The sequence below is a fragment of the Duganella sp. P38 genome, from assembly GCF_050859475.1.
Classification (GTDB): Bacteria; Pseudomonadota; Gammaproteobacteria; order Burkholderiales; family Burkholderiaceae_D; genus Rugamonas.
This window is the reverse complement of the sequence record NZ_CP193936.1, coordinates 463,416-490,099: the sequence shown is the minus strand read 5'-3', so window position 1 is coordinate 490,099 and position 26,684 is coordinate 463,416. Positions and strand designations below refer to the sequence as shown.

General features: G+C 62.3%; 18 protein-coding genes and 1 other annotated feature. Of the genes, 7 read left to right on the top strand and 11 right to left on the bottom strand.

All coding sequences use genetic code 11. The features are described 5' to 3' along the window. The first annotated feature begins 138 nt into the window (after positions 1-138). Both ACRQ5J_RS02230 and prmC read left to right on the top strand, forming a co-directional pair. Positions 139-609, top strand: a complete 471-nt coding sequence (locus tag ACRQ5J_RS02230; RefSeq protein WP_432380957.1) for a disulfide bond formation protein B — start codon at positions 139-141, stop codon at positions 607-609. Continuing rightward, positions 606-1,421 carry a peptide chain release factor N(5)-glutamine methyltransferase gene (gene prmC, locus ACRQ5J_RS02225; RefSeq protein WP_432380956.1) on the top strand — a complete coding sequence of 272 codons (816 nt, stop codon included), beginning with the start codon at positions 606-608 and terminating at the stop codon, positions 1,419-1,421. Before ACRQ5J_RS02230 ends, prmC begins: the two co-directional genes overlap by 4 nt. Here prmC and ACRQ5J_RS02220 read toward each other — a convergent pair. Further along, positions 1,396-2,391, bottom strand: a complete 996-nt coding sequence (locus ACRQ5J_RS02220) for a hypothetical protein (protein WP_432380955.1) — start codon at positions 2,389-2,391, stop codon at positions 1,396-1,398. The genes prmC and ACRQ5J_RS02220 overlap by 26 nt on opposite strands. A 322-nt stretch (positions 2,392-2,713) precedes the next feature. Here ACRQ5J_RS02220 and gshA point away from each other — a divergent pair, with 322 nt between their 5' ends. After that, a complete protein-coding gene (gene gshA / locus ACRQ5J_RS02215) occupies positions 2,714-4,327 on the top strand; it encodes a glutamate--cysteine ligase (RefSeq protein ID WP_432380954.1) in 1,614 nt (537 codons plus the stop codon). Between the two features lie 4 nt (positions 4,328-4,331). Beyond that, positions 4,332-5,375 carry a histone deacetylase family protein gene (locus tag ACRQ5J_RS02210; protein ID WP_432380953.1) on the top strand — a complete coding sequence of 348 codons (1,044 nt, stop codon included), beginning with the start codon at positions 4,332-4,334 and terminating at the stop codon, positions 5,373-5,375. Positions 5,376-5,516: 141 nt separating this feature from the next. On the opposite strand, the gene ACRQ5J_RS02205 is transcribed toward ACRQ5J_RS02210, so the two are convergent. Together ACRQ5J_RS02205 and ACRQ5J_RS02200 are read right to left on the bottom strand one after the other, a co-directional pair. Next, a complete protein-coding gene (locus ACRQ5J_RS02205; RefSeq protein ID WP_432380952.1) occupies positions 5,517-7,916 on the bottom strand; it encodes a PepSY domain-containing protein in 2,400 nt (799 codons plus the stop codon). Next, entirely contained in the window at positions 7,913-9,997 is a 2,085-nt protein-coding gene (locus tag ACRQ5J_RS02200; RefSeq protein WP_432380951.1) for a TonB-dependent siderophore receptor, read from the bottom strand. The genes ACRQ5J_RS02205 and ACRQ5J_RS02200 overlap by 4 nt, the downstream gene beginning before the upstream one ends. A 182-nt stretch (positions 9,998-10,179) precedes the next feature. Here ACRQ5J_RS02200 and ACRQ5J_RS02195 point away from each other — a divergent pair, with 182 nt between their 5' ends. Beyond that, a complete protein-coding gene (locus ACRQ5J_RS02195; protein ID WP_432380950.1) occupies positions 10,180-12,747 on the top strand; it encodes a TonB-dependent receptor in 2,568 nt (855 codons plus the stop codon). Between the two features lie 90 nt (positions 12,748-12,837). Here the strand turns inward: ACRQ5J_RS02195 and ACRQ5J_RS02190 are convergent, their stop codons facing one another. Together ACRQ5J_RS02190 and ACRQ5J_RS02185 are read right to left on the bottom strand one after the other, a co-directional pair. After that, positions 12,838-14,406, bottom strand: coding sequence for a methyl-accepting chemotaxis protein (locus ACRQ5J_RS02190; RefSeq protein ID WP_432380949.1), 1,569 nt, complete (start codon positions 14,404-14,406; stop codon positions 12,838-12,840). 280 nt (positions 14,407-14,686) lie between these two features. Then, a complete protein-coding gene (locus tag ACRQ5J_RS02185) occupies positions 14,687-17,011 on the bottom strand; it encodes a glycoside hydrolase family 2 TIM barrel-domain containing protein (RefSeq protein WP_432380948.1) in 2,325 nt (774 codons plus the stop codon). A gap of 163 nt (positions 17,012-17,174) precedes the next feature. Between ACRQ5J_RS02185 and ACRQ5J_RS02180 the strand changes: the two genes are divergently transcribed. Continuing rightward, complete coding sequence (locus ACRQ5J_RS02180; RefSeq protein ID WP_432380947.1) at positions 17,175-18,416, top strand: hypothetical protein; 1,242 nt, start codon at positions 17,175-17,177, stop codon at positions 18,414-18,416. Positions 18,417-18,542: 126 nt separating this feature from the next. Here ACRQ5J_RS02180 and ACRQ5J_RS02175 read toward each other — a convergent pair. The 6 genes from ACRQ5J_RS02175 to ACRQ5J_RS02150 all read right to left on the bottom strand — a co-directional run bounded on the left by ACRQ5J_RS02175 (position 18,543) and on the right by ACRQ5J_RS02150 (position 25,424). Continuing rightward, positions 18,543-19,789, bottom strand: a protein-coding gene (locus ACRQ5J_RS02175; RefSeq protein WP_432380946.1) for an IS3 family transposase whose coding sequence is annotated in 2 segments (ribosomal slippage) — positions 18,543-19,501 and positions 19,501-19,789 — 1,248 coding nt in all. Because the reading frame shifts where the segments join, the coding sequence is not laid out codon by codon here. Continuing rightward, positions 19,395-19,511 (bottom strand) — a sequence feature (AL1L pseudoknot). It overlaps the preceding gene by 117 nt. A gap of 129 nt (positions 19,790-19,918) precedes the next feature. Then, entirely contained in the window at positions 19,919-21,106 is a 1,188-nt protein-coding gene (locus tag ACRQ5J_RS02170) for a hypothetical protein (RefSeq protein ID WP_432380945.1), read from the bottom strand. Continuing rightward, positions 21,100-21,474 (bottom strand): hypothetical protein, encoded by a 375-nt coding sequence (locus ACRQ5J_RS02165; RefSeq protein ID WP_432380944.1) that lies wholly within the window; start codon positions 21,472-21,474, stop codon positions 21,100-21,102. The genes ACRQ5J_RS02170 and ACRQ5J_RS02165 overlap by 7 nt, the downstream gene beginning before the upstream one ends. Then, positions 21,455-23,608: a peptidase domain-containing ABC transporter gene (locus tag ACRQ5J_RS02160; protein WP_432380943.1), complete on the bottom strand. Its 2,154-nt coding sequence runs from the start codon at positions 23,606-23,608 to the stop codon at positions 21,455-21,457. The genes ACRQ5J_RS02165 and ACRQ5J_RS02160 overlap by 20 nt, the downstream gene beginning before the upstream one ends. Positions 23,609-23,630: 22 nt before the next feature. After that, positions 23,631-24,896: an HlyD family secretion protein gene (locus ACRQ5J_RS02155; RefSeq protein ID WP_432380942.1), complete on the bottom strand. Its 1,266-nt coding sequence runs from the start codon at positions 24,894-24,896 to the stop codon at positions 23,631-23,633. A 129-nt stretch (positions 24,897-25,025) separates the two neighbouring features. After that, positions 25,026-25,424 (bottom strand): hypothetical protein, encoded by a 399-nt coding sequence (locus ACRQ5J_RS02150; protein ID WP_432380941.1) that lies wholly within the window; start codon positions 25,422-25,424, stop codon positions 25,026-25,028. 826 nt (positions 25,425-26,250) lie between these two features. On the opposite strand from ACRQ5J_RS02150, the gene ACRQ5J_RS02145 reads away from it, so the two are divergent. Then, positions 26,251-26,676 (top strand): organic hydroperoxide resistance protein, encoded by a 426-nt coding sequence (locus ACRQ5J_RS02145; RefSeq protein WP_432380940.1) that lies wholly within the window; start codon positions 26,251-26,253, stop codon positions 26,674-26,676. The last annotated feature ends 8 nt before the right edge of the window (positions 26,677-26,684 follow it).

The window sequence follows — 26,684 nt, the reverse complement described above, 5'->3', positions numbered from 1 at the left end:
GGACCCATAGAACGGCTGATCTGAGTCAGCCTGGACTCCCGCCCGCGCGGCAGCGACGGGGCCACGGCTTTAATCGACCGCTAAGGCTGAATTAGCAACTTTATGCGAGAATGCCCCGATTCTCCCAAGGACACATCCATGATACACACCCGCTCCCTGCTGCTGTCCATCGCCATCGCCGCCTTCGGCCTGATCGGCGTCGCCCTCTACCTGCAGCACGGGCTCGACATGCTGCCCTGCCCGCTGTGCGTGATCCAACGCTACCTGTTCATCGCCATCGGCGTGCTGGCCCTGATCGGCGCCTACAGCGGCAAGCCCAAGGCCTTCGCCGGCCTCGGCCTGCTGGCCGCGCTGGGCGGCCTCGGCACCGCCGGCAAGCACCTGTGGGTGCTGGCCCATCCGGGCCTGTCGTGCGGCATCGACCCGATGGAAACCTTCCTCAACAAAATCCCCACCGCGCAATACCTGCCCTTCCTGTTCCAGGCCGACGGCCTGTGCGAGGACGCGCTGGCGCCGTGGTTCGGCCTGTCGATTCCGCAATGGTCGTTCCTGTGGTTCGGCCTGTTCACGCTGGCGCTGGGCTGGCTGCTGGTGCGCCGCGTCAAATGAGCCGGACCATCGCCGCCCTGCAGCGCCAGCCGGCGCTGGACCCGCTCGATAACCGCGTGCTGCTGTGCCACGCGCTGGGCGTGAACCGCATCGCCCTGATCACCGAGTCCGAGCGGGTGCTGAGCGACGACGAAATGCAGCGCTACAACGGGCTGGTGCAGCGCCGCCTGGCCGGCGAGCCAATCGCCTACATTGTCGGCCAGCGCGAATTCTTCGGCCTGCCGTTCGAGGTCGGCAGCGCGGTGCTGATCCCGCGCCCGGACACCGAACTGCTGGTCGAGCTGACGCTGGACCGCCTGCCGCGCGACGGCCGCGTGCTGGACATGGGCACCGGCAGCGGCGCCATCGCCGTCGCGCTGGCGCACACCCGCAAGGACGCCGATGTCAGCGCGCTCGACGTCAGCGCCGCGGCGCTGGCGGTGGCGCGCCGCAACGCCGAAGCCAATGGCGCCCGCGTCACCTTCCTGCACAGCGACTGGTACGCGGCGCTGGCGGACGCCGCGCCGTTCGACGTGATCGCCTCCAACCCGCCCTACATCGCCAGCGGCGACCGTCACCTGGCCGAGGGCGACCTGCGCTTCGAGCCGGTCGGCGCGCTGACCGACCACGCCGACGGCCTGTCGGCGCTGCGCACCCTCATCGCCGGCGCCCCGGCGCACCTGAAGCCGCAAGGCTGGCTGCTGATGGAACACGGCTACGACCAGGCCGCGCAGGTGCGCGCGCTGCTCGTAGCGGCCGGCTATACCGAGGTGCAGAGCTGGCGCGACCTGGCCGACATCGAACGCGTCAGCGGCGGCCGCCGCCCAGCCTGATCTGCAGGCGCCGGCGCAGGGCCGACAGCAGCATCGCCGGCGGCGCCGGCTTGTACAGCACCTCGATGAAATCCCCGGGCCGCGCCGGCGGCAGCGCCGTGTGCAGCAGCACCGGCGGCGCCTCCTCGCGCGGCCAGATGTCCCACACGCTCTCGTCGGCGCACAGGATCAGCGCCGGCGTGCGGTCCTCGGGTTCGTACTGCACGTCGAACTCGGCGCTTTCGAGGATCTCGCTCAGGTAATCCTGCATGGGCTGATGCGGTTCCAGCAACAGGATGGCATGGCCGGCGCCGAACGGCTCCGGCCAGTCGAAGTGCGGCGTTGGCGGCATGGCGTCCTGCTCGTCGGCCAGCGGCGCGCCCAGCCCGAAGCGCAGGGCGTCGCCGCTTTGTTCCAGCCGGCCGCCCATGGCGGCCACCAGGTGCGCCGCCACCATCAGCCCGGGCAGGATGCGCTCGTCGGCCAGTGAAGCGCTGACCGCGCTCCACGGACCGTCCGGCTGGCCGGCGGTGAACTGCAAATGCACCGCGTCCCCGGCGCTGTGCGCCTGCACCGCCAGCGGGCCGCCGCTATGCTCGCGCAGCCGCGCCAGCACCTGCGTCAGGCGGCGCGCGTCCAGCAGCGCCAGCGCCGGCAGCGCGCCGTCCAGCCGCACATGGCGCAGCAGCGCATGCAGATAGGCCGGCGCCAGCGCCAGCTCGGGCGGCTGCAACTCGAAGCGCGCGCACTCCTGCAGGTCGGACAGCCACTCCAGCTGGCGGCGCGCCTCGTTTTCCAGCATCGCCAGGTCGGCCCAGCCGGTGCCGACCTGGGTGGCGATGCGCGCCAGCGGCGCCCGCAAGTCGTGGTTCAGCGCAGCCAGCAGGCGCGCGCGGATGCGGGCGGCGTCGCGCGTGACGCTCACGACGGCAGGCCCCGGCGCATCGCCCGACGGCAGACGGCGGCCACGCCGTCCGGCAATGGACGACACAGCGCCTCCCGCGCGTCGGCGACGCGCAGGATACCCGGCCGTGCTGGTTCAGTTGTGGACAGGGCGAGGATGACGTACTCCGGCAACAACACCGGTCCATTATGCCGACGTTTTGACCGTCGTAGTGGAGTCCGGCGCCGGGCAAAAGCGTTTTCGCTTTTGCCAAAGGTTGCCGATCGCAATTGCCAAGGCCGGTTTGCGCACAGAGGAAAAGCCGGGGTATTTGTTAAAATGCTCTTCTTGCCGCCTTTCGGCGAGTTCCGCCAATTTCGGTTACTCTCTGCACCAATAATTTATTTGCTGCACCAGAAAGGATTTCAAATTGCCAACTCTTTTGACACGACGCCTGGCCTTGCTGGCCGAAGAAAAACACCGCGCCGTGCTAGCTGGCGGGCTGCGGGGCATCGAGCGGGAGACCTTGCGCGTGGACCGCGCCGGCCATCTGGCGCGCACGCCCCACCCTGCCGCCATGGGGTCGGCCCTGACGCATCCGCAAATCACCACCGATTACGCTGAGACGCTGCTGGAGTTCATCACCCCGGCCGAGCAGGACATCGCCACCACCATCGCCAGGCTGGACGGCATCCACCGCTACGCCTACAGCAAGCTGGGCGACGAGCTGCTGTGGAGCCAGTCGATGCCGTGCACCCTGCCGGCCGAGGAGGACATCGAGATCGCCTGGTACGGAACGTCCAATCTGGGCACGCTCAAGCATGTCTACCGGCGCGGCCTGGCGCTGCGCTACGGCAAGGCCATGCAATGCATCGCCGGCATCCACTACAACTACTCGCTGGACGAGCGCCTGTGGCGCGTGCTGGCCGAGCACGAGGCGGCCGGACAGCCGGGCGCCAAGCGCCTGACCGCGCGCGCCTTCCAGTCCGAGGCCTACCTGGCCACGATCCGCAATTTCCGCCGCTACAGCTGGCTGCTGATGTACCTGTTCGGCGCTTCGCCGGTGCTGGCGGCCGGCTTCCTGCGCGGCCGCCAGCACAAGCTGGAGCAGTTGTCGGACGACACGCTCTACCTGCCCTACGCCACCAGCCTGCGCATGAGCGACCTCGGCTACCAGAACGACGCGCAGTCGGGCCTGAGTCCGCACGAGAACTGTCTCGACAGCTATGTTGCCGCGCTGACCAAGGCGGTCAACCAGCCCTATGCGCCGTACGCCGAACTCGGCACTAAGCGCGACGGCGAATGGATACAGCTGAGCACAAACGTGCTGCAGATCGAAAACGAGTATTACTCGACCATCCGGCCGAAACGCGTGATCCAGACCGGCGAGCGGCCGATCCAGGCCCTGTGCGCGCGCGGCGTGCAGTACATCGAGGTGCGCTGCATGGACGTCGACCCGTTCGAGCCGGTCGGCATCAGCGAGCAGGCCGGCCGCTTCCTCGACGCCTTCCTGCTGTTCTGCGCGCTGGAAGAGAGCGCGCACATCACGCCCGAGCAAAGCGCCCGCTACACGGAAAACTTCGCCCGCACCGTCAAGGAAGGCCGCCGTCCGGGCCTGACGCTGCACAACGGCGCGGCCGAGGTGCCGCTGCCGGTGTGGGGCGCCGAGCTGCTGGAGCGCATCCGCCCGGTGGCGGCGCTGCTCGACACGCTGCGCGGCGACAACGTCCACAGCGACGCGCTGGCCGCGCAGTCGCTCAAGCTGAACGACGCCGCGCTGACGCCGTCGGCCCAGGTGCTGCGCGCGCTGGCGGCGCACGGCAACTCGTTCAACGCCTTCGCGCTGGCGCAGAGCGAACGCCATGCGGCCTATTTCCGCAGCCATCCGCCGACGGCCGACGAAGCGGCCTACTTCGATGAGCTGGCGGCCGTCTCGCTGGCCGAGCAGGCCGAAATGGAAGCGGCGCCGCAAGCCAACTTCGACGACTACGTCGCCGCCTACCGCAACAGCAACCTGTGCCAGTCGCGCCAGGACTGCGACTGAGCCGATGCTCACCTTCTACAACGAACTGCACGCGCAGCACCAGGGCCGCCACGAATTCTTTCGCGGCGAACTGGTGCCCTGCTTTGAAAAGCCGGAGCGTGCGGATTCGGTGCTGGCGGAGCTGGGCCGGCGCGGCCTGGGGCGCATCGTCACGCCGCATGGCGTGCCGCTGATGTCGCTGGAGCGCGTGCATACGCCGCGCTACCTGCACTTCCTGCGCAACGCCTGGAACGAATGGGTGGCGCTGGACCCGGCCAACGCCAAAAAGGACGCCATCCCCTCGGTGTGGCCGGTGCGTACGCTGCGCAGCGACATCGAGCCGGACAACTTCGCCGCCCGCATGGGACTGTACTCGATGGACAGCGGCACGCCGCTGACGGCCGGCACCTGGACCGCCGCCAAGACCGGCGCCGACTGCGCGGTCAACGCCGCCCACGCGCTGCGCCTGGGCGAGCGCGGCGCCTTCGTGCTGAGCCGCCCGCCCGGTCACCATGCCGGCGCCGATTTCTTCGGCGGCTACTGCTTCCTCAACAACGCCGCGCTGGCAGCGCAGCATCTGCTGGACGATGGCGCGCGCAAGGTCGCCATCATCGACATCGACTACCACCACGGCAACGGCACGCAGAGCATCTTCTACCAGCGCAGCGATGTGCTGTTCATCTCCATCCACGCCGACCCGCGCGGCGAATATCCGTTCTACCTCGGCCATGCCGACGAGCGCGGCGAAGGCGCCGGCCACGGTTTCAATCTGAACCTGCCGCTGGCGGCCGGCAGCAGCACGCAGGCCTGGTTCTCGGCGCTGGAAACGGCCTGCATCCGCATCGGCAGCTTCGCGCCAGACGCGCTGGTGGTGTCGCTGGGTGTGGACACCTTTGCCGGCGACCCGCTGTCGCGCTTTTCACTGCAAAGCGCCGACTACCTGAAGATCGGCGAGCGCCTGGCATGGCTTAACCTGCCGACCGCCTTCATCTTCGAAGGCGGCTACGCGATCAAGGAACTGGGCGTCAACGTGGTGAATGTGCTGGAAGGCTACGAGACCGCGCTCTAACAGGCTGCTGAACCGCGAAGCCCACACACCGTCGTTCCCGCGCAGGCGGGAACCCATGCTCCGCCCGCCGTGACGAGGTGTATGGATTCCCCGCCTGCGCGGGAATGACGGCATGTGGAGGCGCGCGCTTTCAGCACCCTGCTAGTACACGTCGCGGCGGTAACGACCCTCGTCCGCCAGCTGATCGCGCCGCGCGCGGCCGATGATGTCGGCCAGCGCCGCGTCGACGCCGCCGGCCATGCCTTGCAGGCTGCCGCAGACGAAGATCACCGCGCCGGCGTCGATCCACGCGCGCAGCTCCGCCGCCCGTTCGCGCATCACGTCCTGCACATAGCCGCCGCCGGTAACGTCGCGCGAATACACCAGGTCCAGCTCCGGCAGGAAGCCTTTGGCGCGCAGGTCTTGTATCTCGCCGGCGCAGATGGCGTCATGCTCGCGCTGGCGTTCGCCGAAGATCAGCCAGTTGCGCTGCGCGCCTTCCAGCACGCGGTCGCGCAGGTGCGAGCGCAGGCCGGCCAGGCCGGAGCCGTTGCCGATATAAATGGCCGGCGCCGGGAACTGGTAGGCGTCGAACGACGGATTGGCGATCAGGCGCACGCGCACCTCGTCGCCGATCGCCGCCTGGTCGGTCAGCCAGCCGGAGGCCAGGCCAAGGCCCTCCTCGCAGCGCACCTGGCGCACGATCAGCTGCATGCTGCCGTCCTGCGGCACCGACGCCAGCGAATAGCGGCGCGGCGCGGCCTCCACGCCATAGTGGCCCGGCCAGATATCCACCAGCGCGCCCGGCCGCCAGCCGGCGCCGATGTCGCCGCCGAGCGTGATCTCATACAGCGGCAAACCGATGCTGCCGGGATTGAGCAGCACGCGTTTCTCCAGGCGCCAGCTGGCGTAGTCGGCGTCGCCGGCGGCGGCGGTCAGCGCCACGTCGGCGGCAGCCGCAGCGCCTTCGCCCATCAGGCCGCGCAGCGCGTGGCCCCAGCGGGCCAGCGCGCCGGCGTCGCCGTTGTCCACTTCAATCAGCGGATGCAGCGGCTGCGCGCCCATAAAGGCGAGGCGCTGATCCAGCGTGCGGCCGAAGCCGCAGAACTGCGCGTAATTGCGGTCGCCCAGCGCCAGCACCGCGTATTGCACATGCTTGAGTTCCTCCCTGGCCGCTTGCAGCAGGCGCGCGAAGCGGCGCGCGCTATCGGGCGGCTCGCCCTCGCCGAAGCTGCTGGCGACGAACAGCGCGCGGCGGTATTTGCCCAGCTGCGGCGGCGTCAGTTTTTCCAGCGAATGCACGTGCACCGCCACGCCGGCCTTTTGCAGCGCGGCCGCGCTTTGCAGCGCCAGCCGCTCGGCCTGGCCGGTCTGGCTGGCGTAGGCCATCAGCACCGGATCGTCTTCCGCGCCGGCCGGCAGTGCGCCGGCGGCGAACTGCGCGCGCTCGGCGCGGGCGATGCGCTTCTGCTTGCGGCGGTCGAGGTACAACATCCAGCCGGTGATGCCGAAGCCCGGCAGCGCCAACGCAGCGATGAAGACGATGATCTGGCCAACCACGCCGAAGTAGGTGCCGATGTGCAGCGGGTAGATGGTCGACTGCAGGCGCGCACCCACCGGGCGCAGGGCATACAGGTCATTCTTCACCAGCTCACCGCTCTGCTGGTCGATGGTCATGCTGCTGCGCGCGCGCACGTGCGGCGCGTCCTTGGCCACCCAAAGAATTTGCAACGGCGCGCTGGCGCGCTCCGGCGGACGCAGGAACACCATCTGCCAATTGGGCGCGTTCTTCTGGAAGGTTTCCCAGCTGGCGGTCAGGTCGGCCGGCTCGATTTTCTTCGGCTTGTCGCCCTTGGGTTTCGGCGCGGCCGCTTCGCGCGGCGGGCGCAGGGTGCCCATCCAGCCGTCGGCCATATTGCGGATCGGATCGAAGGCCCAGTACACGCCGGACAGCGTGAACATCACAAACACCACCAGCACCCACGTACCCGCCACCGAGTGCAGCCCCCACAGGAAGGAGCGGCCCTTCATGCGCGTGTCGAAGGTAAGCCAGGTCCGCCAGTCCCACACGCGGCGCGGCCAGCGCAGATACAGGCCGCTCAGCGTCAGGCCGAGCAGCATGAAGGCCAGCGTGCCGCTGAACATTTTGCCGGTGTCGCGCTCCATCAGCAGGAAGCGGTGCATGCGCTCGTTCCACTCGAAGAAGCCTTCGTACTGCAACTCGGGCAGCAGCGCACCGATGTAAGGATTGAGATAAATCGTTTCGCCGCGTCGCTCGCCCGGCGGCGGCGCCAGGCCGATGCGCGCGCTGGAACCCGGCGTGTCGTACAGGATGATGCTGGTGACGCGTTCATGCGGCCTGGCCAGCCGCGCCGCCTGTGCGAACTGCTGCGGCGACAGCACCGGCGCGTTCTGCACGGCGACGTTGCGCACGCCCGGATTCAGCGCATCGAGGATTTGCTCGCGGAAGGCGAGAATGGCGCCGGTCAGGCCGATCACCATCAGGACGGTGCCGGCGGTGATGCCGACGAACCAATGCAGCTGGAACCAGAGCTTTTTCACAGGTCTACCTTCACGCTCAGTTTAATCAGTCGCGGTGCGCCGGATGCCAGGCGGGTGCCGGCGCCGGCCCAGTACTGCTTGTCGGCCGCGTTGTCGATATTGGCCTGCCACACGGTGTTCTTGCCCATGATGGCGGTGGCGTAGCGCGCGCCGGCGCTGAACAGCGTCACGCCGCCGAGGAAGGCCTGATTCAGGTCGTTGACCGGGCGGCGGCCGGTGTAATACGCGCCGCCGTTGATCGACAGGCCCGGCACGCCGGCCAGTTCATACGACAGGAAGGCGCTGGCGGTCTGCTTCGATGCGTTCTCCGGCAGCTTGCCGTTGTACTGCGCATTGATGCGGCGGAATTCCGGATCGAGCCACTGGGCCGACGATTGCCACGACAGCTGGCGCGTCAGCCGGCCCTGCGCCGACAGTTCCAGGCCGCGATAGCGCTGCTCGCCGTCGGCGGTGTAGACGTTGGCGGTGTTGGTGTACGAGCCGGGACGCTTGATGTCGAACAGCGCCGCCTGCAACAGCGTGCCGCCGGCCACCCGCCAGCGCGCGCCCAGTTCCTTCTGGCGGCTCACGCCCGGCGCCATGCGCTCGCCCATATTGACGGTGCCGGTCGGCGCGGTATCGCCCTCTTCCAGCCCCTGCGACGACGAGGCGTAGAACGACAGGTCGCCATCCACCTTGTAGATCAGCGCCGTCATCGGCGTGGTCTTGCTGACGTCATAATGGTTCACGCCCTGGTCGCTGCGGTACTTCACGCTGCGCACGCCGGCCACCGCCTGCCAGTGCGGCGAGAAGCTCAGGCGGTCGATCGCGTACAGGCCCTCGTCGCGCGTCGACAGCGCGGCCGTGCTTGGCGTGGTCGGATAGGCGCCGATGGTGTAGCTGGTGATCGGCGTCGGGTTGTACAGGTTCTGCGCGGCGATGGTGTAGTTGGCCGTGTAGATCGGGTCCTGTCCCTTGTTGGTGCGCGTGGCGCCGAAGGTGACGTCGTGCCTGACGAAGCCGGTGTTGAACGCGCCCGCCAGTTCGGCGCGCAGCATGTTGGAGTCGACCACGCTGTGTTGCAGGTTGCCGGTGATGCGGCCGGCGCCAGTAACCAGCGACGCCGCATTGGTCAGGCGGAAGATGGCCAGCGAGCGGTCGCGCGCCGTTTCGGAGTGGCCCGCCTCCACCGTCAGCGCCCAGTCGTCGGCCAGCGCATAGTCGGCGCGCAGCAGCACGTTTTTAGTCTCGGCCTCGAAGCGCGCCCAGTCCGGGCCGATCAGGCGTTTCGGATCGACCGCCGGCGGCAGCGCGATCACGCCGGCTACGGCGGTCGGCAACTGGATGCCAGCCTGCTCGGTGACACGGCGTTTGTCGTATTCGAGGTCGGCCTTCAGCAGCAGGCGCGAATTGACGCGCCAGTCCAGCGCCGCCGAGGCGAACTTGCGGTTGCCGTTGCCCACATCGTCCATGTACGAGGCCAGCGTGCCGCCGGCCAGGTTGACGCGCACGCCCACCTGCTGCGCTTCGCCGAAACGGCGCGCCACATCGGCGGTGGCGACGGCGCTGCCGTTCTGGTCGACCGTCATGCCCACCGTGCTGACCGGCGTGGCGCCGGCGCGCTTGGTGACAAAGTTGACCACGCCGGCCGGCGAGGTGAAGCCGTAGTACAGCGCGGTCGCGCCCTTCAGCACCTCCACGCGCTCCTTGTCCTCCATCGGCACCTGCGAGAAGTTCATGATCGGCAGCGAGCCGTTGAGGCGGTAGTTGGTGCGGTTCTCGACCGCGATGCCGCGTATCACCAGCTGGTCCCACGTCTCGCCGCCGTTCTGCTGGCGCGTAACGCCGGCGGTGTTGCGCACCGCGTCGTACAAGCCGCCGGCGGCCTGCAATTCCAGCACCTCGCGCGTGATGACGTTGACAGTGGACGGCACCTCCATGATGTCGCTGCCACGGAAGCTGCCCGCCTCCACCGTCGTAGGCGCGAAACCGTCGGCGCGGGCGGCGGTGACTTTGACCGCTTGCAGAACCTGGTCATCCGCCTGCTGGGCATGGGCGGGAAATACAGCGACGAGGGCGAGATAAACAGGAAGGAGACGCATAGCTAAGGCCAGTATAAAGAATGCGGACATTCTATAGATAATGCGAATCATTATCAATTACGGATAACCGCAATCTGCACCGACTATGCGTAAAACATATAAGCATAAGGCGAATGATTCGTTCCAGTTACTAACTTGCACCGTTATAGTGCAGGCCGTCTTTACACCTTTTTACAATGCATATGAAACAACTGTCCCTGGTCCTGGCCATCGCCGCCGCCTTTCCCGCTTACGCCGTCGCGCAGGACACCGCCGCGCCTGAACTGGAGCGCGTCGTCATCACCGGCTCCAACATCCGCGTAACGCAAAAAGAAGGCGCCAGCGCGGTGCAGGTGATTACCGCCAAGGATCTGGAGGCGACCGGCAAGACCGCCGTGGCCGACGTGCTGCGGGCGATTTCCGCCAACAGCGGCAACAGCTACAACGAACAGTTCACCGGCAGCTTCTCGGCCGGCACCGCCGGCCTGTCGCTGCGCGGCCTGGGCCAGAAGAACACGCTGATCCTGGTCAACGGCAAGCGCGTGTCCAGCTTCGCCACCGCGCAAAACCTGCAGGAAACCTTTGTCGACCTGAACAGCCTGCCGATGGAAGCGGTGCAGCGCATCGAGGTGCTGAAGGACGGCGCCTCGTCGGTGTACGGCTCGGACGCGGTGGCTGGCGTGGTCAACATCATCCTGTACCAGGAATACAGCGGCACCGAGATCAAGGCGCAGGCGGGCAGCTCGACCGAGGGCACCGGCCAGACCGAAAAGAGCGTGGCGCTGAAAACCGGCTTCGGCAAGCTGGACACCGACGGCTACAGCGTGGTGTTCTCGGCCGACGCCATGGAGCGCGACAAGCTGCAACAAAGCGACGTGGCCTGGCTGGCTGGCAGCGACTTCCGCGGCTACAGGAACGGCACGCTGGCGTGGGTGCCGACCAACTACTACGGCACCGATCCGACCCGGCTGCTGGGCGGCGCGCAAGGCCCGCTGCAACTGCTGCCTTACGGCGACATCACGCCGGGCAAGACCGGCACCGTGCTGGCCTACAACCCGGCGCAGTACAAAACCCTGATTCCCGGTGTAAAGCGCGTGCACACCGCGCTGCGCGGCACCTTGCGCCTGAATGCAGACACCGACGTTTACGCCGACCTGATGTACGGCTACTCCAGCGCCGCGCAAACCTTCAGCGCGCCGCTGTCGGTCGGCACCGGCCTGCGCGCGTGGAACAACGCCACGCAGTCGCTGGACAATATCGCCGTCACGCTGCCGGTAGGCCACCCGAACAATCCGGGCAGCACCCCGGTCGACATCAACGCCACGCTGTTCGATCTGGGCCCGCGCATGAAGGTCGGCCGCGTCGACTTTTACCGTGCGCTGACCGGCATCAAGGGCAACGCCGCCGGCTGGACCTATGACGCCTCGGTCGGCCGCTCGGGCAGCAAGCTGAAAGAGACGGTGGACAACTTCGTCAACCGCTACGCCTTCCAGGACGTGCTGGCCAACGGCAGCTACAACTTCGCCGACCAGTCGCAGAACAGCGAGGCGGTGCGCAGCGCGCTGCGCCTGGCGACGCTGCGCCCGGCCGAATCGACGCTGACCACGGTGGACTTCTCGGCCTCGAAAGATTTGTTCGCGCTGCCGGCCGGCGACGTCGGCTTCGCCTTCGGCGCGCAATGGCGCCGCGAGGAAATGGACTCCAACACCTCGACCGCCGTGCTGAGCGGCACCGAGCTGCGCCCGGCGATCAACATCATCAAGGGCCAGCGCGACGTGACCGCGCTGTTCGCCGAATTCAATGTGCCGCTGCGCAAGGACCTGAGCCTGAACGTGGCCGGCCGCGGCGACCACTACGACGACTTCGGCAGCGCCTTCTCGCCGAAGGCCAGCCTGCGCTACGAACCGTACCAGTGGCTGCTGCTGCGCGGCACCGCCTCGCGCGGCTTCCGCGCGCCGTCGCTGCCGGAGATCACCAACAGTACCGCCGTCAGCTACGCCAACGTGCTCGACCCGCGCGACCCGATCTCGCCGACGCAGGCGCGCGGCATCACCAACATCACGCGCGCCAATGGCGACCTGAAGCCGGAGCGTTCCAACAACATCGACCTGGGCTTTGTGATTGCGCCGAGCAAGAACAGCAGCATCGGCGTCGACTACTACCGCATCCGCCAGAAGGGCGTGATCGGCACCGAGAGCGCCGACACCATCATCGCCAACGAAGCCACCGCGCCGCAGAACATCGTGCGCGGCGCCGACGGCCGCATCCTCACCTTGTACCGCCAGTACGCCAACCAGGGCGAGCGCCACGTGTCGGGCGTGGACGTCGACCTGCGCCAGCGCTTTGTCGGCAACGCCTGGGGCAATGTCACCATCAACGGCCAGCTGAGCCGCGTGCTGAAGTTTGAAGCGCCGCTGTCGACCGGCGCGGCGCTGACCAATGGCGCCGGCACCAATTACTTCGGTTCGATTCCGAAGTGGCGCGGCGTGACGGCGGCCACCTGGGATATCGGCCACTGGGCCACCACGCTGACCTGGACCTATGTGGACGGCTACGAGCAGACCACCCGCAAGGGCGATACCGTGGCGCCGTTCGCCACCGTGGACCTGAACGTGGCGTGGCAGGTGACGCCGAAAACGTCGCTTGGGCTGACCGTGCTCAACCTGGGCAATACCCGTCCGTCGTGGGATTCGTCGCAGTCCTTCTTCGACTACACCCAGGCCGATCCGCGCGGCCGCTTCGCTTCGCTGAAGCTGACCCACAAGTTCTGATCCCGCCCGTCATTCCCGCGCAGGCGGGAATCCATGCTGCGTTTGCGCTCCAACCGGCGTATGGATTCCCGTCCGCGCGGTAATGACGCGTTAATGCAACACCAGGGCGCGGCGCGCGCCGGCATCGAGCTTGAACGCCGCCACCGCTTGCGACAGTGTATTCGCCTGCTCCTCCAGCGAGGCCGAAGCCGCCGCCGCCTGCTCAACCAGCGCGGCATTCTGCTGCGTGGTCGCATCCAGCGTCGATACCGCCTGATTGATCTGGCTGAGGCCGGCCTCCTGCTCCTGCCCCGCCGCGCTGATCTCAACAATAATGCCGGCCACGCGCTCGATGCTGGCGACGATCTCGCCCATCGTCGCCCCGGCCTCGCGCACCTGCGCGACACCGCCATCCACCTGCGCCACCGAATCGCCGATCAGCGCCTTGATATCCTTGGCCGCTTCCGAACTGCGATGCGCCAGGCTGCGCACTTCCGACGCCACCACCGCAAAGCCGCGGCCCTGCTCGCCTGCGCGCGCCGCCTCGACGGCCGCGTTCAGCGCCAGGATATTGGTCTGGAAAGCGATGCCATCGATCACGCCGATAATGTCGGCGATGCGGTTGGACGCCGCGCGGATCGACTCCATGGTGTCCACCACATTCGCCACCGTCGCGCCGCCGCGCGCCGCCACCCGCGAGGCTTCCTGCGCCAGCTGGTTCGACTGGCGCGCGTTCTCGGCATTCTGCCGCACGGTAGCGGTCAGCTCTTCCAGCGAGGAAGCAGTCTCTTCCAGGCTAGCCGCCTGCTGCTCGGTGCGCCCCGACAGGTCGAGATTGCCGGTGGCGATTTCGGACGTGGCGGTTGCAATGCTGGCGGCGCCGTCGCGCACCGTCAGCACGGTGGTGGCCAGCTTGGCCTGCATCGCAGCAAGCGCGCGCATCAGCTCGGACATCTCATCATTGCCGCGCACCTCGATGTGATTGGCAAGGTCGCCGTCGGCCATGCGCTCGAAATGCGCCACCGAGGCCTTGATCGGCACCAGAATCGAGCGCAGCAGCGACACCGCCGCCACCACCATCAGCAGCAAGCCGCCGGCGATCACGCCGACCGTCAGCCAGCGCTGGCTGGCGTAACGCGACTGGCTCTCGTCGTACTGGCGGGCGTTGGACGCCGACTGGAACTCGCCCAGCTTCTCGGCGCTTTCCGACAGCTTGGAAAACAGCGGCTGCATCACCTTCATGGTCAGCTTGTCGGCCTGCGCCGCGTCCTGCGCGCGCAAGGCGGCCAGCAGCGGCTGCACGGCCTGCTCGTTGAACGCCTTGCGGTTCTGATCCATCTCGTCGGACAGGCGCTTTTCATCGGCATTCTGCGGCAGCGCCAGATAGCGCGCCCAGGCCTTGTCGGAGGCGGCGATAAAGCTTTCCGCACGGGCCATGGTCTTGCCCGAATCCGGCAGTTCCGGATGCATGGTGACGCGGTCCAGCGCCAGGCGGGCGCGCGCCAGCGCCAGTTGCGACTCGCCGATGGCAACCGCCGACGGCATGGTGTTTTGATTGGCGTCCTGCAGGCTCGTGTTGACCTTCTGCATGCCGTACAAGCCGCTGACGCCAGCCACCACAATCAGCAGCCCCAGCAGGGCCATGGTTGCGACAAGGCGGAATTTGATCGTTACCTTCATGATGAAGCACTCCATCTACATTGCGAGGAATTACCGCATCTGGTCGTGGAGTGAGCGCGTGCTCGGACTCGGGCGGCTAAGTCGGCAGCGTAGCGGCTGCGTTAAGGAAGGGAAACGAGGGTGGGGTTTCGACTGCGGGAAATTTCCCGACGGAATCAATTCTACGCTTATTCCGTGACAATTGGAAAGATTTTAATGGCTTGCAAATTGCATGAAACTTAAATACCACAAGGCGAGCGTGGACGCCGGGGCGCGTCCCACGCTCGCCGCCGGGGCAGTCCTACAGGCTGCCGCGCAAGGCGCCGGCTGCTGCCTTGACCGTGCCCTTGGCGCCGCCGGCGCCAACCTTGACCAGTACGCTGGCAATGCCGCCTTCGGCCGGCACAGTGGCAGGGCCGACGATTTCGTAGCCGGCGCCGGCCTCGAACTTCACCGGCAGGCCGCTGCCTTCCACCAGGTTGCCCTTGGCGTCGACTACCGTGGCGCGCACGAACAACAGGTCGCCCGCCACCGGCTTCACGCCCATGTCATCCACCGTCACCGCCAGGCGGGCCGGCTCGCCGGCCGTGCGCACCACATGCTCGGCCACCTTCTTGCCGCCCAGGTAAGCTACCGCCTTCAGCTCGCCGGCAGCGAACTGGCCGGCATTGAACTCCAGCGGCGGATGCTGCAAGTTCGGATGCGTGGCCGACGGAGCGCTCTTCTGGCGCCCGAGGCTTTTGCCGTTGAGGAACAGCTCAACCTCGTCGGTGTTGGCGAACACGCGCACCTGCGGCGACGAGTCGCGCGTCCAGTGGCTGGCGATGAACACCATCGGACCGCCGCCCCAGTTGGCCGACTCCAGCGCGCTGCGCTGCGAACGGAAGAACTCGTAGGAGAACTTCGGCAGGCGGTCGATGCTCATGATGCCGGACGACTCCAGGTCGGGCGCATAGCCGCGGCCGTAATCGAACATCACCCAGTAGCCATCGGCGATGGCGCCGGTGTTGAAATTGTCATCGTGCGACTCGGCCAGGTTTTTCGCTTGCTGCAGCAAACGGGTTTCGCCATCGGTCAGCAACTGGCGGCTGCTGCGGTCGGCTTCTTTGAGGTCGCCCCACGCCGTCTGGTTGAAGCCGGCGTTCATCGCATAGTATTCCCAGTCGCCGTACTCGGAGACGATCAGCGGCTTGTCAGGCTGTGGACGCTTGTCTTGCAGGCGATGCTGGCGCGCCTGCAGGTACACATCGTAGGTCTCCGGCACCCAGCCGGCGGAGAAAGCCTGGTCGCCCGGGAATTCCGCGTGCACGGTCCGGTGCAGCTTGCTCACCAGCTCGGCGGGCATGTCCGTCTCGTTGAGCGAGCACTCCCAAGCCAGCACGCTGGCGTGGTTGCGGTCGCGGCGCACCATGTCGGTACAGGTCTTGACGACCTGGGTGGTGAAAGCCGGATCAGGATTGAAATACTGCCAGCCCGGAATGCCCGGCAAGACCATGATGCCCAGCTCGTCGGCGGCAGCCATGAACGCCGGCGAATGCGGGTAGTGCGACAGGCGGATGTAATCGAAGCCGGCGCGCTTGATCAGCAGCGCGTCGCGGTACTCCGCCTGCGGCGACAGCGCGTAGCCGACATACGGATATTCCTGGTGGCGGTTGACGCCGCGCAGATGGGTAGGCTCGCCGTTGATCAGCAGCTTGCCCTTGGCCATCTCGATGCGGCGGATGCCGATGCGGGTAGTGACCTTCTCGGTCGCACCCTTGCTGGTGACGCTGGTTTCCAGCGCATACAGGTGCGGCGCCTTCGGCGACCACAATTGCGGGCGCTCAACCTTGAGATCGCGCGTGACATGGCGGCACTCGCCGGCGGCCAGGCGCACGCTTTCGGCGCCGTCCGCCACGCGGGCAGTCTTGTCCAGCAGGCGGTGGCGCAGTTCGGCCGTGCGTGGCTCGGCGGCCGTGTTGCAGACCTCGGCTTTCACGCGCACCGTGGCGGACGACCGCTCCACCTGAGGATAGGTGACGAAAATGCCGCCGCCGGCCTCGGTGTTGGACAGCATCTCATCGCTGATGTGCACCGCCGGCTTGATGGTGAGCGTGACGTCGCGGTAGATGCCGCCGTACTGGATGTAATCGAGATCCTTCAACGGCTTGGGACCGGTGATGGCGTTGTCTTCATTATTGATGCGCACGACCAGCTCGTTGCCGCCGCCGGCCTTCAGGTGCGGCGTTACGTCATACGAGAACGGCAGGTAGCCGCCCAGATGCTGGCCCAGGTGCTTGCCGTTGACCCACACGTCGGCCACGTTCATCGCGCCCTCGAAGCGCAGCACGGCCTGTTCGCCGGGCGCCACCCTGGCGTCGAAGGTCTTCTTGTAATACGCCGTGCCCTGCCACGAATCGACCGGCACCTTGGCCTCCAGGCGCGCCGTGTGCGGCAGGTTGACACGGGTCCAGCCGTTGGCCGGCACCTGCGCCACGGTGGCGGCGGCCTTGCCGTCATCGCGATGGAAGTCCCAGGACTGGTTAAGACTGGTAACGCCGGCCGCGCTGGAGGACGATGCCGCCGCCAGCGCGAGTACGCCGATAGTCGGCAACAGCTTCGTGAACCGCAAGATAGAACTGGTCATGGTGCCTGGAACTCCGCAAAGAAAACTTGGCGCAGTATATTTTGGAAGGCAAGGGAACGGGGCGCGTATATAAATTATTCATGGGTGGCAGTAACTTTGATATACGGCGCCAAGTTAAACTGTCGACTCCTTCACTGATCGGCCGTGATCGGCCTACCCTGCCATGTTCGTCCGCCTGGTCCTCCTTGCCGCCACCTTGACGCTCGGCTTCGCCGAGCCGGCCGTTGCCGACAGCACCGTCCTCGACACACTCAAAGCCAACCGGCTCCCGATCGCGCTTGACAAGGGCACGCTGTCTGGCCCCGGTGCGGCGCCGCTGCTGCAAGCTTCGCGCGAGGCGCAATATGTGCTCCTCGGCGAGGATCATGGCATCGCCGACATTGCCCAGTTCTCTGCCGCCTACTTTAACGCCCTGGTCCCTGCCGGCTTCACAACCCTGGTCACGGAAACCGGTCCGGTCGCGGCAAACGCGCTTGAAGGAATGCTCAAGCGGCCCGACGCGGTCGCCGCCATCGGCAGGTTCGACGCCAGCTATCCGGACTCCATCGCTTTCTACACCATGCGCCAGGAAGCGGAGATGCTCGCCAGCTTCGCCCAGGCCGCGGGACCGCGTTTCGCGCACTGGGGCGTCGACCAGGAATTCGTCGGTGCGGCCAAATACCTGATCGCCCAGATGCTGGCCCAGCCGGTCAACCCGGCCGCCCGCGCGAAGCTGGACGCCTTGCGTCAAATGGAAGCTACCGCGTATCAAAAGGCGCTGGCGACCGGCAATCCGATGGAGTACCTGATGCTATCGGCCGCCGACGCCGACCTGGCGTCGCTGCGGCCGCTGCTGGCCGCCCCGGAAGAAAAGACCGCGCTAGGGCTGCTGGACGCACTGCTCGAGAGCCGCGCCATCTATCTGAAAAGCGCCTCGCGGGCGCCCGGCGATCGCGCGCTGTCCAACCAGATGCGCTTGTCGCTGTTAAAGCGGAGCGTGGCTGACCGGCTCGGCTTGAAAGAGCAAAAGCTGGTGGTCAAGCTCGGCGCCAATCACGCATACAAGGGGATTAACCCGCTCAACAATCGTGACATTGGCAACTTTCTGGCTGAACGCGCCGAAGGCCAGGGCCGTACCTCGCTGCACCTGATCGTGCTGGCGGCGAAGGGGCGGCAACTGCGATTCGCTGGAGCGGGAAAGCCGCATCAGACGGCGCCCATCGAACTGGGCAGCTCTGCCTTCAAACTGCTGGCCAGCGCGGGCGCCGCCGACGGCAGTTGGTCGCTGTTTGATCTGCGGTCATTGCGGCCCGGCGCGCGCAAACTGGCGGCCGGCGATGCCGACCTACTGAATCTGCTCAACGGCTACGACTTTGCGCTGCTCATCCCTGAAGGCAGCGCTTCGGCGCAGCTCGCGGCACCGTAAAAGGGAGACGCAAGCCCAACGATCGTCGTCGACCATTGCCTGCGCCCTGCCGGCGTGCACCGGCAAGTTGCACGCGTTGGCGCAGGCGCGCCACTTGAGCAGCTTTTTCTGAATCACCCCGGAAATTTAGGAGGCCGATTGGTGTGAGTCAGGCGAAATAACCTGCTCGGAAAGTTGTCGGTAGTAGTTTGCCTCAGCTTCGGCCGGCGGTATATAGCCAAGCGGTTTGAGCAACCGATGATGATTGAACCAGGTCACCCACTCTAGCGTCGCCAGCTCGACGGCCGCGCGCGTCTTCCAGGGAGCACGGCGATGTATCAGTTCTGCCTTGTACAGCCCGTTAATGGTCTCGGCCAACGCATTATCATAACTGTCGCCCTTACTTCCCACAGAAGGCTCAACTCCAGCTTCTGCCAGGCGCTCACTGTAGCGAATGGAGACGTATTGCGAGCCCCTGTCGCTATGATGAATCAAGGCGTCATCACGTTCTGGTTGGCGTGCGTACAGCGCCTGTTCCAAGGCATCCAGAACGAAGTCGGTGCGCATGGAGCTGCTGACGCGCCAGCCCACGATACGCCGGGCAAAGACATCAATCACAAAGGCCACATAGACAAAGCCTTGCCAAGTCGAGACGTAGGTGAAGTCGGACACCCACAGTTGATTGGGTCGTTGTGCCTTGAACTGGCGGTTGACCCGGTCCAGCGGGCAAGGTGCGGCCGCATTGCCGATCGTGGTCTTCACGACCTTGCCCCGCATCACACCGCGCAGGCCGGCGCGGCGCATCAAGCGCTCAACGGTGCAGCGGGCAACTTCGGTGCCTTCGCGCCGCAGTTGGCGCCAGACCTTTTCGGCACCATAGACCTGCATGTTGGCTTGCCAGACGCGTTCAATTTGAGAGGCCAGCACCTCGTCACTCTTCGCACGATTGCTGCGCAAAGCGGGATTGCACCGCTGCGCGGCGTAACGCCAGTAGCCGGACGGGGCGACTTGCAGGACTTTGCAAATCGACTCGACCCCATACGCTTGGCGGTGCTGGTCGATGAACTGTCTCACGATTTGAAGCGACGGTCGAGCTCCGCCTGGGCGAAAAACGCGCTCGCCAGACGCAGGATTTCATTCGCCTTGCGTAGCTCCTTGTTCTCGCGCTCCAGCGCCTTGAGGCGCTCGCTTTCGGCCGTTGTGGTGCCTTCACGCTGGCCCGTGTCACGCTCACGCTGGCGCACCCAACGGCGCAGAGTTTCGGAGGTACAGCCTATCTTGGCTGCGATGGACGTGATGGCCGCCCACTGCGACTCGTACTCGCTGCCGCCCTCTTGGACCATGCGCACGGCGCGCTCCATCACTTCGGGGGAATATCGGACTGATTTTTTCATGGTGGCTCCATTTTCTCAAATGTTGGAGCCTCCTTCAAACCCGGGGCGATTCACTGTGCCTGCAGTCGCTTTACCATCAGTAGGCCATAAAACAAAATTCCAAAGGCCGGAGGTTAGTCAGAGGGACCGTTATTGACAAAGGCGTTTCTCTAGCTGCACAACCCTAACAAGTGCCTCATGTGCCTCATCGAGTACGTCTTCTGGCGTGACATCGAATAGCAATTCCATTCGATCAGCCGCCTCTAGACGGTCTATATCCGCAATGATAATGCCAGCATCTTTCCGCCCGATCTTCAAGGCTCCCAAGCTGATGGAGCCTGGTGTAGTCGATTTGGCGGAATCAACGGATGACGAAATGAGCTGGAAAAACTTGGGGATGTCACTTGTCGCAAAGCTTGAGCTCGACGCAGCCCGTGCACGTAAAGTTATGAATCTTCTCTGCAACACTACTGTCAGAATTCCGCGATAAAAATCATCATAGATCAGATGGGGCGGGTTACTCCAGCCGGTGCGTCTTTTGATATACAGAACGTAGTTCAGCGATTGATGTCGCTCGCTGGCCAACACAGCGAGCGAAGCCGCCTCCGCCTGCGCCTCTTCGAGATTGAGTGCCACAACGCGTTTGTCTATGTCATCCGCACAAACCGGTTGACGCGTGCGACGCAAGGCATGCATCAGCTCATGAATCTCAACGCTGTTTTGCAGATACTGACGCCATTTTTCACCTAGCCGTCGGGTGCGATGACGAATGTTATCTTCGTAGAGGAATATCCTGTCTTGACCATCGAGCAAATCAATCATCCCATACGTATCGTAGTTCCCCTCTGCTCCATTGAGCGTGTATGCCGCTGACTTGCCCAGTCGCACTATCTGAAATTTCTGTATGCTTAGGTCGTAGAGCGTTGGAACGACATCTTCAAAAGCGGGATTTTCCAGGAAGCGACTTAGATCATCCGGCATGCCTGCAAGTTCTTCTTTTCCAGATCGGCTAATGTAGTAAGCAGGAAAATTTACGATAAAACTATTTCCGATCACCCGCTTGTCGGGTTTGATATCGATGTAGACGTCAGCGCGTCGTGAGAAGCCGGCGAAGAAGTACAGCAGCGGCAATGGTTGCGGCATGATGACTTCCGCGCGCGTATCCTTGTTGGTATCGGGATACTCCTTTCTTATCGACAGCTTGGTCTCTGTGCTGAAGTAGTAAAAAGTCGGCAGCAATTGCGACAACTCGGCCTCCGAAAGCCCCACCGGCTTCAACGCTGTTTGAGTGGCGGTAATAATCCGCGCACCCGCTAGCCGCAGGCTGGTGGTCAGCATAGCGCTCTCCGCATCGGTGAGTACTGTTTTTTCTCCAACGGTGAAACAACACTACCTAGTTGCGAGTAAATTTCGCTCAGATCTCGCTCGAACGTATTAAGCAAAGTTCCGATTTCCTGAGCGGAAAGTTTGGTGTTTAGACCAAGCTGCAAAAAATGACGAGACTTTGCGGGCATCATAGCCAGCGACGGATATTGCAGTTTTTCTTTTTCGGCAGGGGTAACAGGTTGTGTGTCAATTGCCAGTGCGGATGAACATGAGGCCGTCACACAAACTGCAATAAAGAACATGCGAGTATAAAGACGTTGAAACATAGAAAATGGCAATTCTAGAATATTGGTGGAAGAGTCAATCAGATGCTGCGACAACTGGCTTATGCAATTTTCTGGTAGAGAGTTCACCGCTGACATCCACCAAGATACCGTTATCGAGCCGCAGGACACGATCCGCAATCGCAATGGTTTGCGGGCGGTGCGCAATCATGATGCGCGTGATATTCAAACTGGCGATCGCTTGCGCAATTTTTGCTTCATTGTTGAGATCCAGATGGCTGGTCGCCTCATCTAATGCAAGGATATTAGGTCGTCGATATAACGCGCGTGCCAAGAGAATTCGCTGCTTTTGCCCACCTGACAGCACGCTCCCCATATCGCCCACCAAGGTGTAGTAGCCCATCGGCATGGCACGAATCTCATCGTGTATGCATGCAGCCTCGGCGCATTGCTGTGCCCATTCGCGATCGGGTTTTGGGTCAAGAAAAGCGATGTTATCGAATATCGTTCCGGCAAATAGCTGATCGTCTTGCATGACCGTCGCGATCACACTCCGAAAATTTCGCAAACCCAGCTGTTCAATCGATAGCCCACCTAAGGTAATTTTCCCTTTTGCCGGCCGGAGTATGCCCAGCAAAATCTTCAAACAGGTCGTTTTGCCGCATCCCGATGGGCCAATCACAGCGATGCATTCGCCGGGTCGCACAGTCAGACGCATCTCGCGCAGGATATAGCGGTCGTCTTGGGAGTAGCGAAAGTCGACATTCTCAAAACGCAAAGTCAGGTCGTCCGGTATCTCAGGACGCTGCTGTAAAGCCATTTCTTCTGGCGCAGTAAGGACAATATCCGCCAAACGCTCGACTGACACTCCCAGCATGCGGAAATCAACTACCCGTCCTATCAGTGTATTGACACGCGACGAGAACTGCTCTTTGTAGCTAATAAACGCGAAAAGCATGCCTAACGACATCTGTCCGTTCATAACCGCTTTACCGCCTAGCCAGAATACCAATGCACGCTCAATCGTTTCAATAAAGGAGCGGCTGGTTCCGAATACCAAAGCCAGACGCTGGGTGACGAGACGCGCGTTGACCGAATCCACGCTTAAATTAATCCATGCCGCACGCCGCTCGTTCTCTCGGTTGCACATTTTAATGCTGCGTGCCCCTCTAACGGTCTCCAGAAAGTAGGTCTGTTCTTTCGCTTCTTTGGCAATCGTACCGATAGTCGCAACGCGCTCAGCACCATAGCGCCACCACCGCAGCAAGCCATAGATCGTGACAGCGGACAACGTTACGCCTGCGAGCGACGGACTATAAAGAAGCATCATCGCCAATGTTCCGATCGCCAGCATGCCGTCAAGCAAGGCCTCAATCGTAGCGCTGGTTATTCCATGTTCAATCGTTCTAACGGCGCCGAATCGGGACACAATGTCACCGACGTGCCGCCGCTCAAAATACTCTACGGGCAACTTCAATAAGCGCCCCATAATATTGGACATCCATTGCAAATTGAAATTCGTACTGATGTAGATGCCAATCCAACTGCGCACTGCCCCGATCACAGCACTGGAGATACCCAGACCGACGAGTCCGAAAGCAAGTAGGCTCAGAAGATTTGTGTTTCTGCCCAGGATCGCCTCATCAGTAATCAGTTGCGACACTAAAGGCATTCCCAAAGCAATAGCTTCAAGGACCACCGCCAGCCCGAGCAACTGAATCAGTCCCCTTTTCAAGCCCACAACACGCCCGATCAATGTCCGAAGCTCGATGGGAGGCTTGGCCGCCTGACGTTTGAATTGAAGATTGGGGGCTAGCTCAAGCGCAACACCCGTGAAACGCTGCGAGACCTCTGTGACGGACAGTTTCAACGCCCCATATGCCGGATCATGAATATGTACCGATTTACCGTGAACGCCTTTCAAGACGACAAAATGATTCAGATCCCAATGCAAAATAGCTGGAGTTTGCAAGTGTCCCAACTCTTCCAAGTCCAGCCTCAGTGAGCGTGACGTCATACCTGCACGTGCGACGAACTCACTCATGCTGGCCAATGTTGCGCCCGTGAGCGATACCAAGAATTGCTTGCGTAGCTCGGCAATATCAATACCGTTGCCGTGATAATTCATGATCATCACAATGCAAGCTAATGCGCATTCCGAAGACTCTGACTGCAATACCACCGGTAGATGCTTACCGAACCCAAATTTTATCTGTCTAAGAAAACTCATTTAAAAACCTGTCAGCGATGTTTCACGCACGACGCAAGCTATACAGCGGCTCAAGTATCCACTCAAAGATCCGTCGAGTATCAAGTTGAATATCAGCTTCCAGTTGAAAGCCCGGCCGTAGCTTTTGTTGTTCCCCATAGGCGAAGATCCATTGTTGACCCAGCTCAACCTGCACCGTATAGACCGGCTCGTTGGCATTGATGCTGGTCGCCAGTCGTGTGCCAGCCTGACGTTCTTGAGCAGTCAGTGGCGTTTCAGCGATGGCCAATACACGTCCGGCCACTGCACCAAATTTTTGGTAAGGAAATGCATCCAGGCGAATTTCCACTGCCTGCCCATATTGTAAAAAACCAATGGAGCGGCTCGGTGCATACAGTGTCGCTTGTAGCTTGCTGTCGCTGGGAACGATACTGATCAGCGGATTGCCTGATGTAGCGTGCTGATCTAATGAAATGGCCAGCGCCGTGACCACGCCATCGCATGGGGCAACAACGCTCCACACCCGATTGATCTGCTGCTTTGTCAGATCTGCCTCCACGTTTGAGATCGCACGATCGATCTGATCCCTGGCGACCTGGCCTTTTAACGGTCCGCTACTTAGCTCAATACGAAGGCGATCAATATCTGCGCTCGTATTGGCGATATTCGTTTGCATGGATTGCAAACGCAAACGCTGATCGAGCACTTCATTCTGCTTCTGTTGAACCTGTATTTGCGACATAAAGCCAGCGGTATGCAGTTGCTGATACCGTGCCAATGCCGTCTCCTCTGAATGCACGCGCTGCTCTTGAGTTTTGAACTCTGCCTGAAGCGAACGTATGCCATCCTCCAGCGCAGTCAAATTGAGCCTGGATTTAGCTATATCAATTTCATTGAGCTGCGCTGTGCCATTTCGCTCTCTGTGCAATGCTTCCAGCTGCTTAACAAGGGTGCGATCAATATCAGCTTCCGCGACATGACCGTTTGCATCCACATGTTCAAGTTCGAAATCGAGCAGTATATCCCCTTTATGTACTACCTGCCCTTCGCGTACCCGCAACCTCTTGAGGACACCGTTTTGGTTTGCCTGCAACTTGACCACACCCACAGCAGGTTCGAGAACGCCGCTGATACTGACATGACGCGTATATTCTCCGACTGAGATAAAGGCAACTATTGCGAGAAGCAAGATAAAAGCACCGACCATCATCATGTAATTTGATATCGGGTACACCAATACCACATCACCGTGCTCGTATTTCTCTGACTGAAATACCTCTTTCCTGAAGAGTTCGGAGTCTTTGGGCACTTATATTCCTTTTAAAAACAAAGAGGTCTGGCCAGATGGCAGGACCTCTTTCCCATCAGCGGCCATAGCTGCATGATCGGGTCACACAGTGATTGCTTGGTCAGGCCCAGGAAGAGTAAGAATCTTCCGCTACTTCACGACCACCCCCACCACCGCCACTGCCCCCCAAAAGTCACCGAAGTCAATATCAACGTCCGGACCGCCGGCATAGCTGTCGAAGTCGGAATAGAACTCTTCCGAACGCTTGTTTTGCAGCTCCTGCAACCGGCGTTCGTACCACTCATCGTCCAGTCGCTCTTGTTCCCTTCGCGCCGCGTCTTCTTGTAAGCGCTTGGCTTCCGCCGCAGCAGCAGCCTGAGCCGCCTTTTCTTGCGCAGCCTTTTCGGCGGCGTTGCTGCTATTAACGTACTCAATGGCAGCCTTCGCGACCTCAGCGGCGACGATAGCCCCTTCGACTACCTTGATAACGACCTGCTCCTTGCCACCGCCGGAAACCGCTTCTTGCTGTTGAACACTTAACTCAAACATTTCTTTCTCCTAAGATTCAAATAACCTCTGCCATTGAAAATCTCATAACGCGAGTCAAAATTCGAAATAAATATCATAATGAATTTACTAAATGGCATTAAACACACTTTCGCACCGGAAACTATTTTTGTCAATATTTCTTTTATAAAAACATATTCATAAGTGAAAATTCTGTTTGTGATGAAATTTTTCTTTGAAATGAGGGCGTGCATCACCTCGTCAGACACCATGCATGGATAACTTGGACAACATCGACACTCATATTCAAGCAAGACATTTCAGGTAGTCACCACCTACGGCGTTGGGAATATTACTTTGAGGGGCTTAGCGTAATTGCTGAGTAGAGACTTCCGCATCGCCTCTCTGTGACATTCCGCGTAATTTTCATCAAGATAAAAATGTTATCTTGGCGACATTTTTAAAGTTCTACAGGAAATGCTTTGGCTCCCACCGAGCCTATCTTAGGCCTGGGGGATCGATGATGCCTCGATAGCAGGCCATACAGCGTCTCTCCAGGCATCCAATCGAAAAGATGTCCGTGGAAAGAACTAAGTTGCGAATTTTTCTCTGATTGGATTGCTGTGTTTTTTGTTGGCATTATGTTGTTAGCGACTATATTTGATTGTTAGCGCGTTTTATTGCGTGTCAGGGACTATTTTTGTGAGGAATAGCGCGATAACTTGCTCGGTGCGCCTGTCACATTTTCTTACAAATATAGCTTGCTATTAAATCGCGTGCTATGTATAGTGTGTACATGGGCGCTGCAAACAGCGCAAACTGTAGTAGATTAGACAAGCTAGTCAACCACTCACTGAAAGGATTTATCATGTCGCTCGAAAAAGTACTGTACACCGCACAAGCTAAAACCACCGGCGGCCGCGAAGGCCAATCCGCTTCGACGGACGGCAAACTGAGCGTGAAACTGAGCACCCCGAAAGAACTGGGCGGCGCCGGCGGCGACGGCACCAACCCTGAACAACTGTTCGCTTCGGGCTACGCAGCCTGCTTCATCGGCGCGATGAAATTCGTTGGCGGCCGTGACAAGATCGCCGTGCCGGCCGATCTGTCGGTGGAAACCTCGGTGGGCATCGGTCCTATCCCGACCGGCTTCGGCATCCAGGTTGAGCACAAAATCTCGCTGCCAGGCCTGGATCGCGAAACCGCGCAGAAACTGGTCGACGCAGCGCACATCGTGTGCCCTTACTCGAACGCCACCCGTGGCAATATCGACGTGACCCTGACCATCGTTTAATCGCGTCA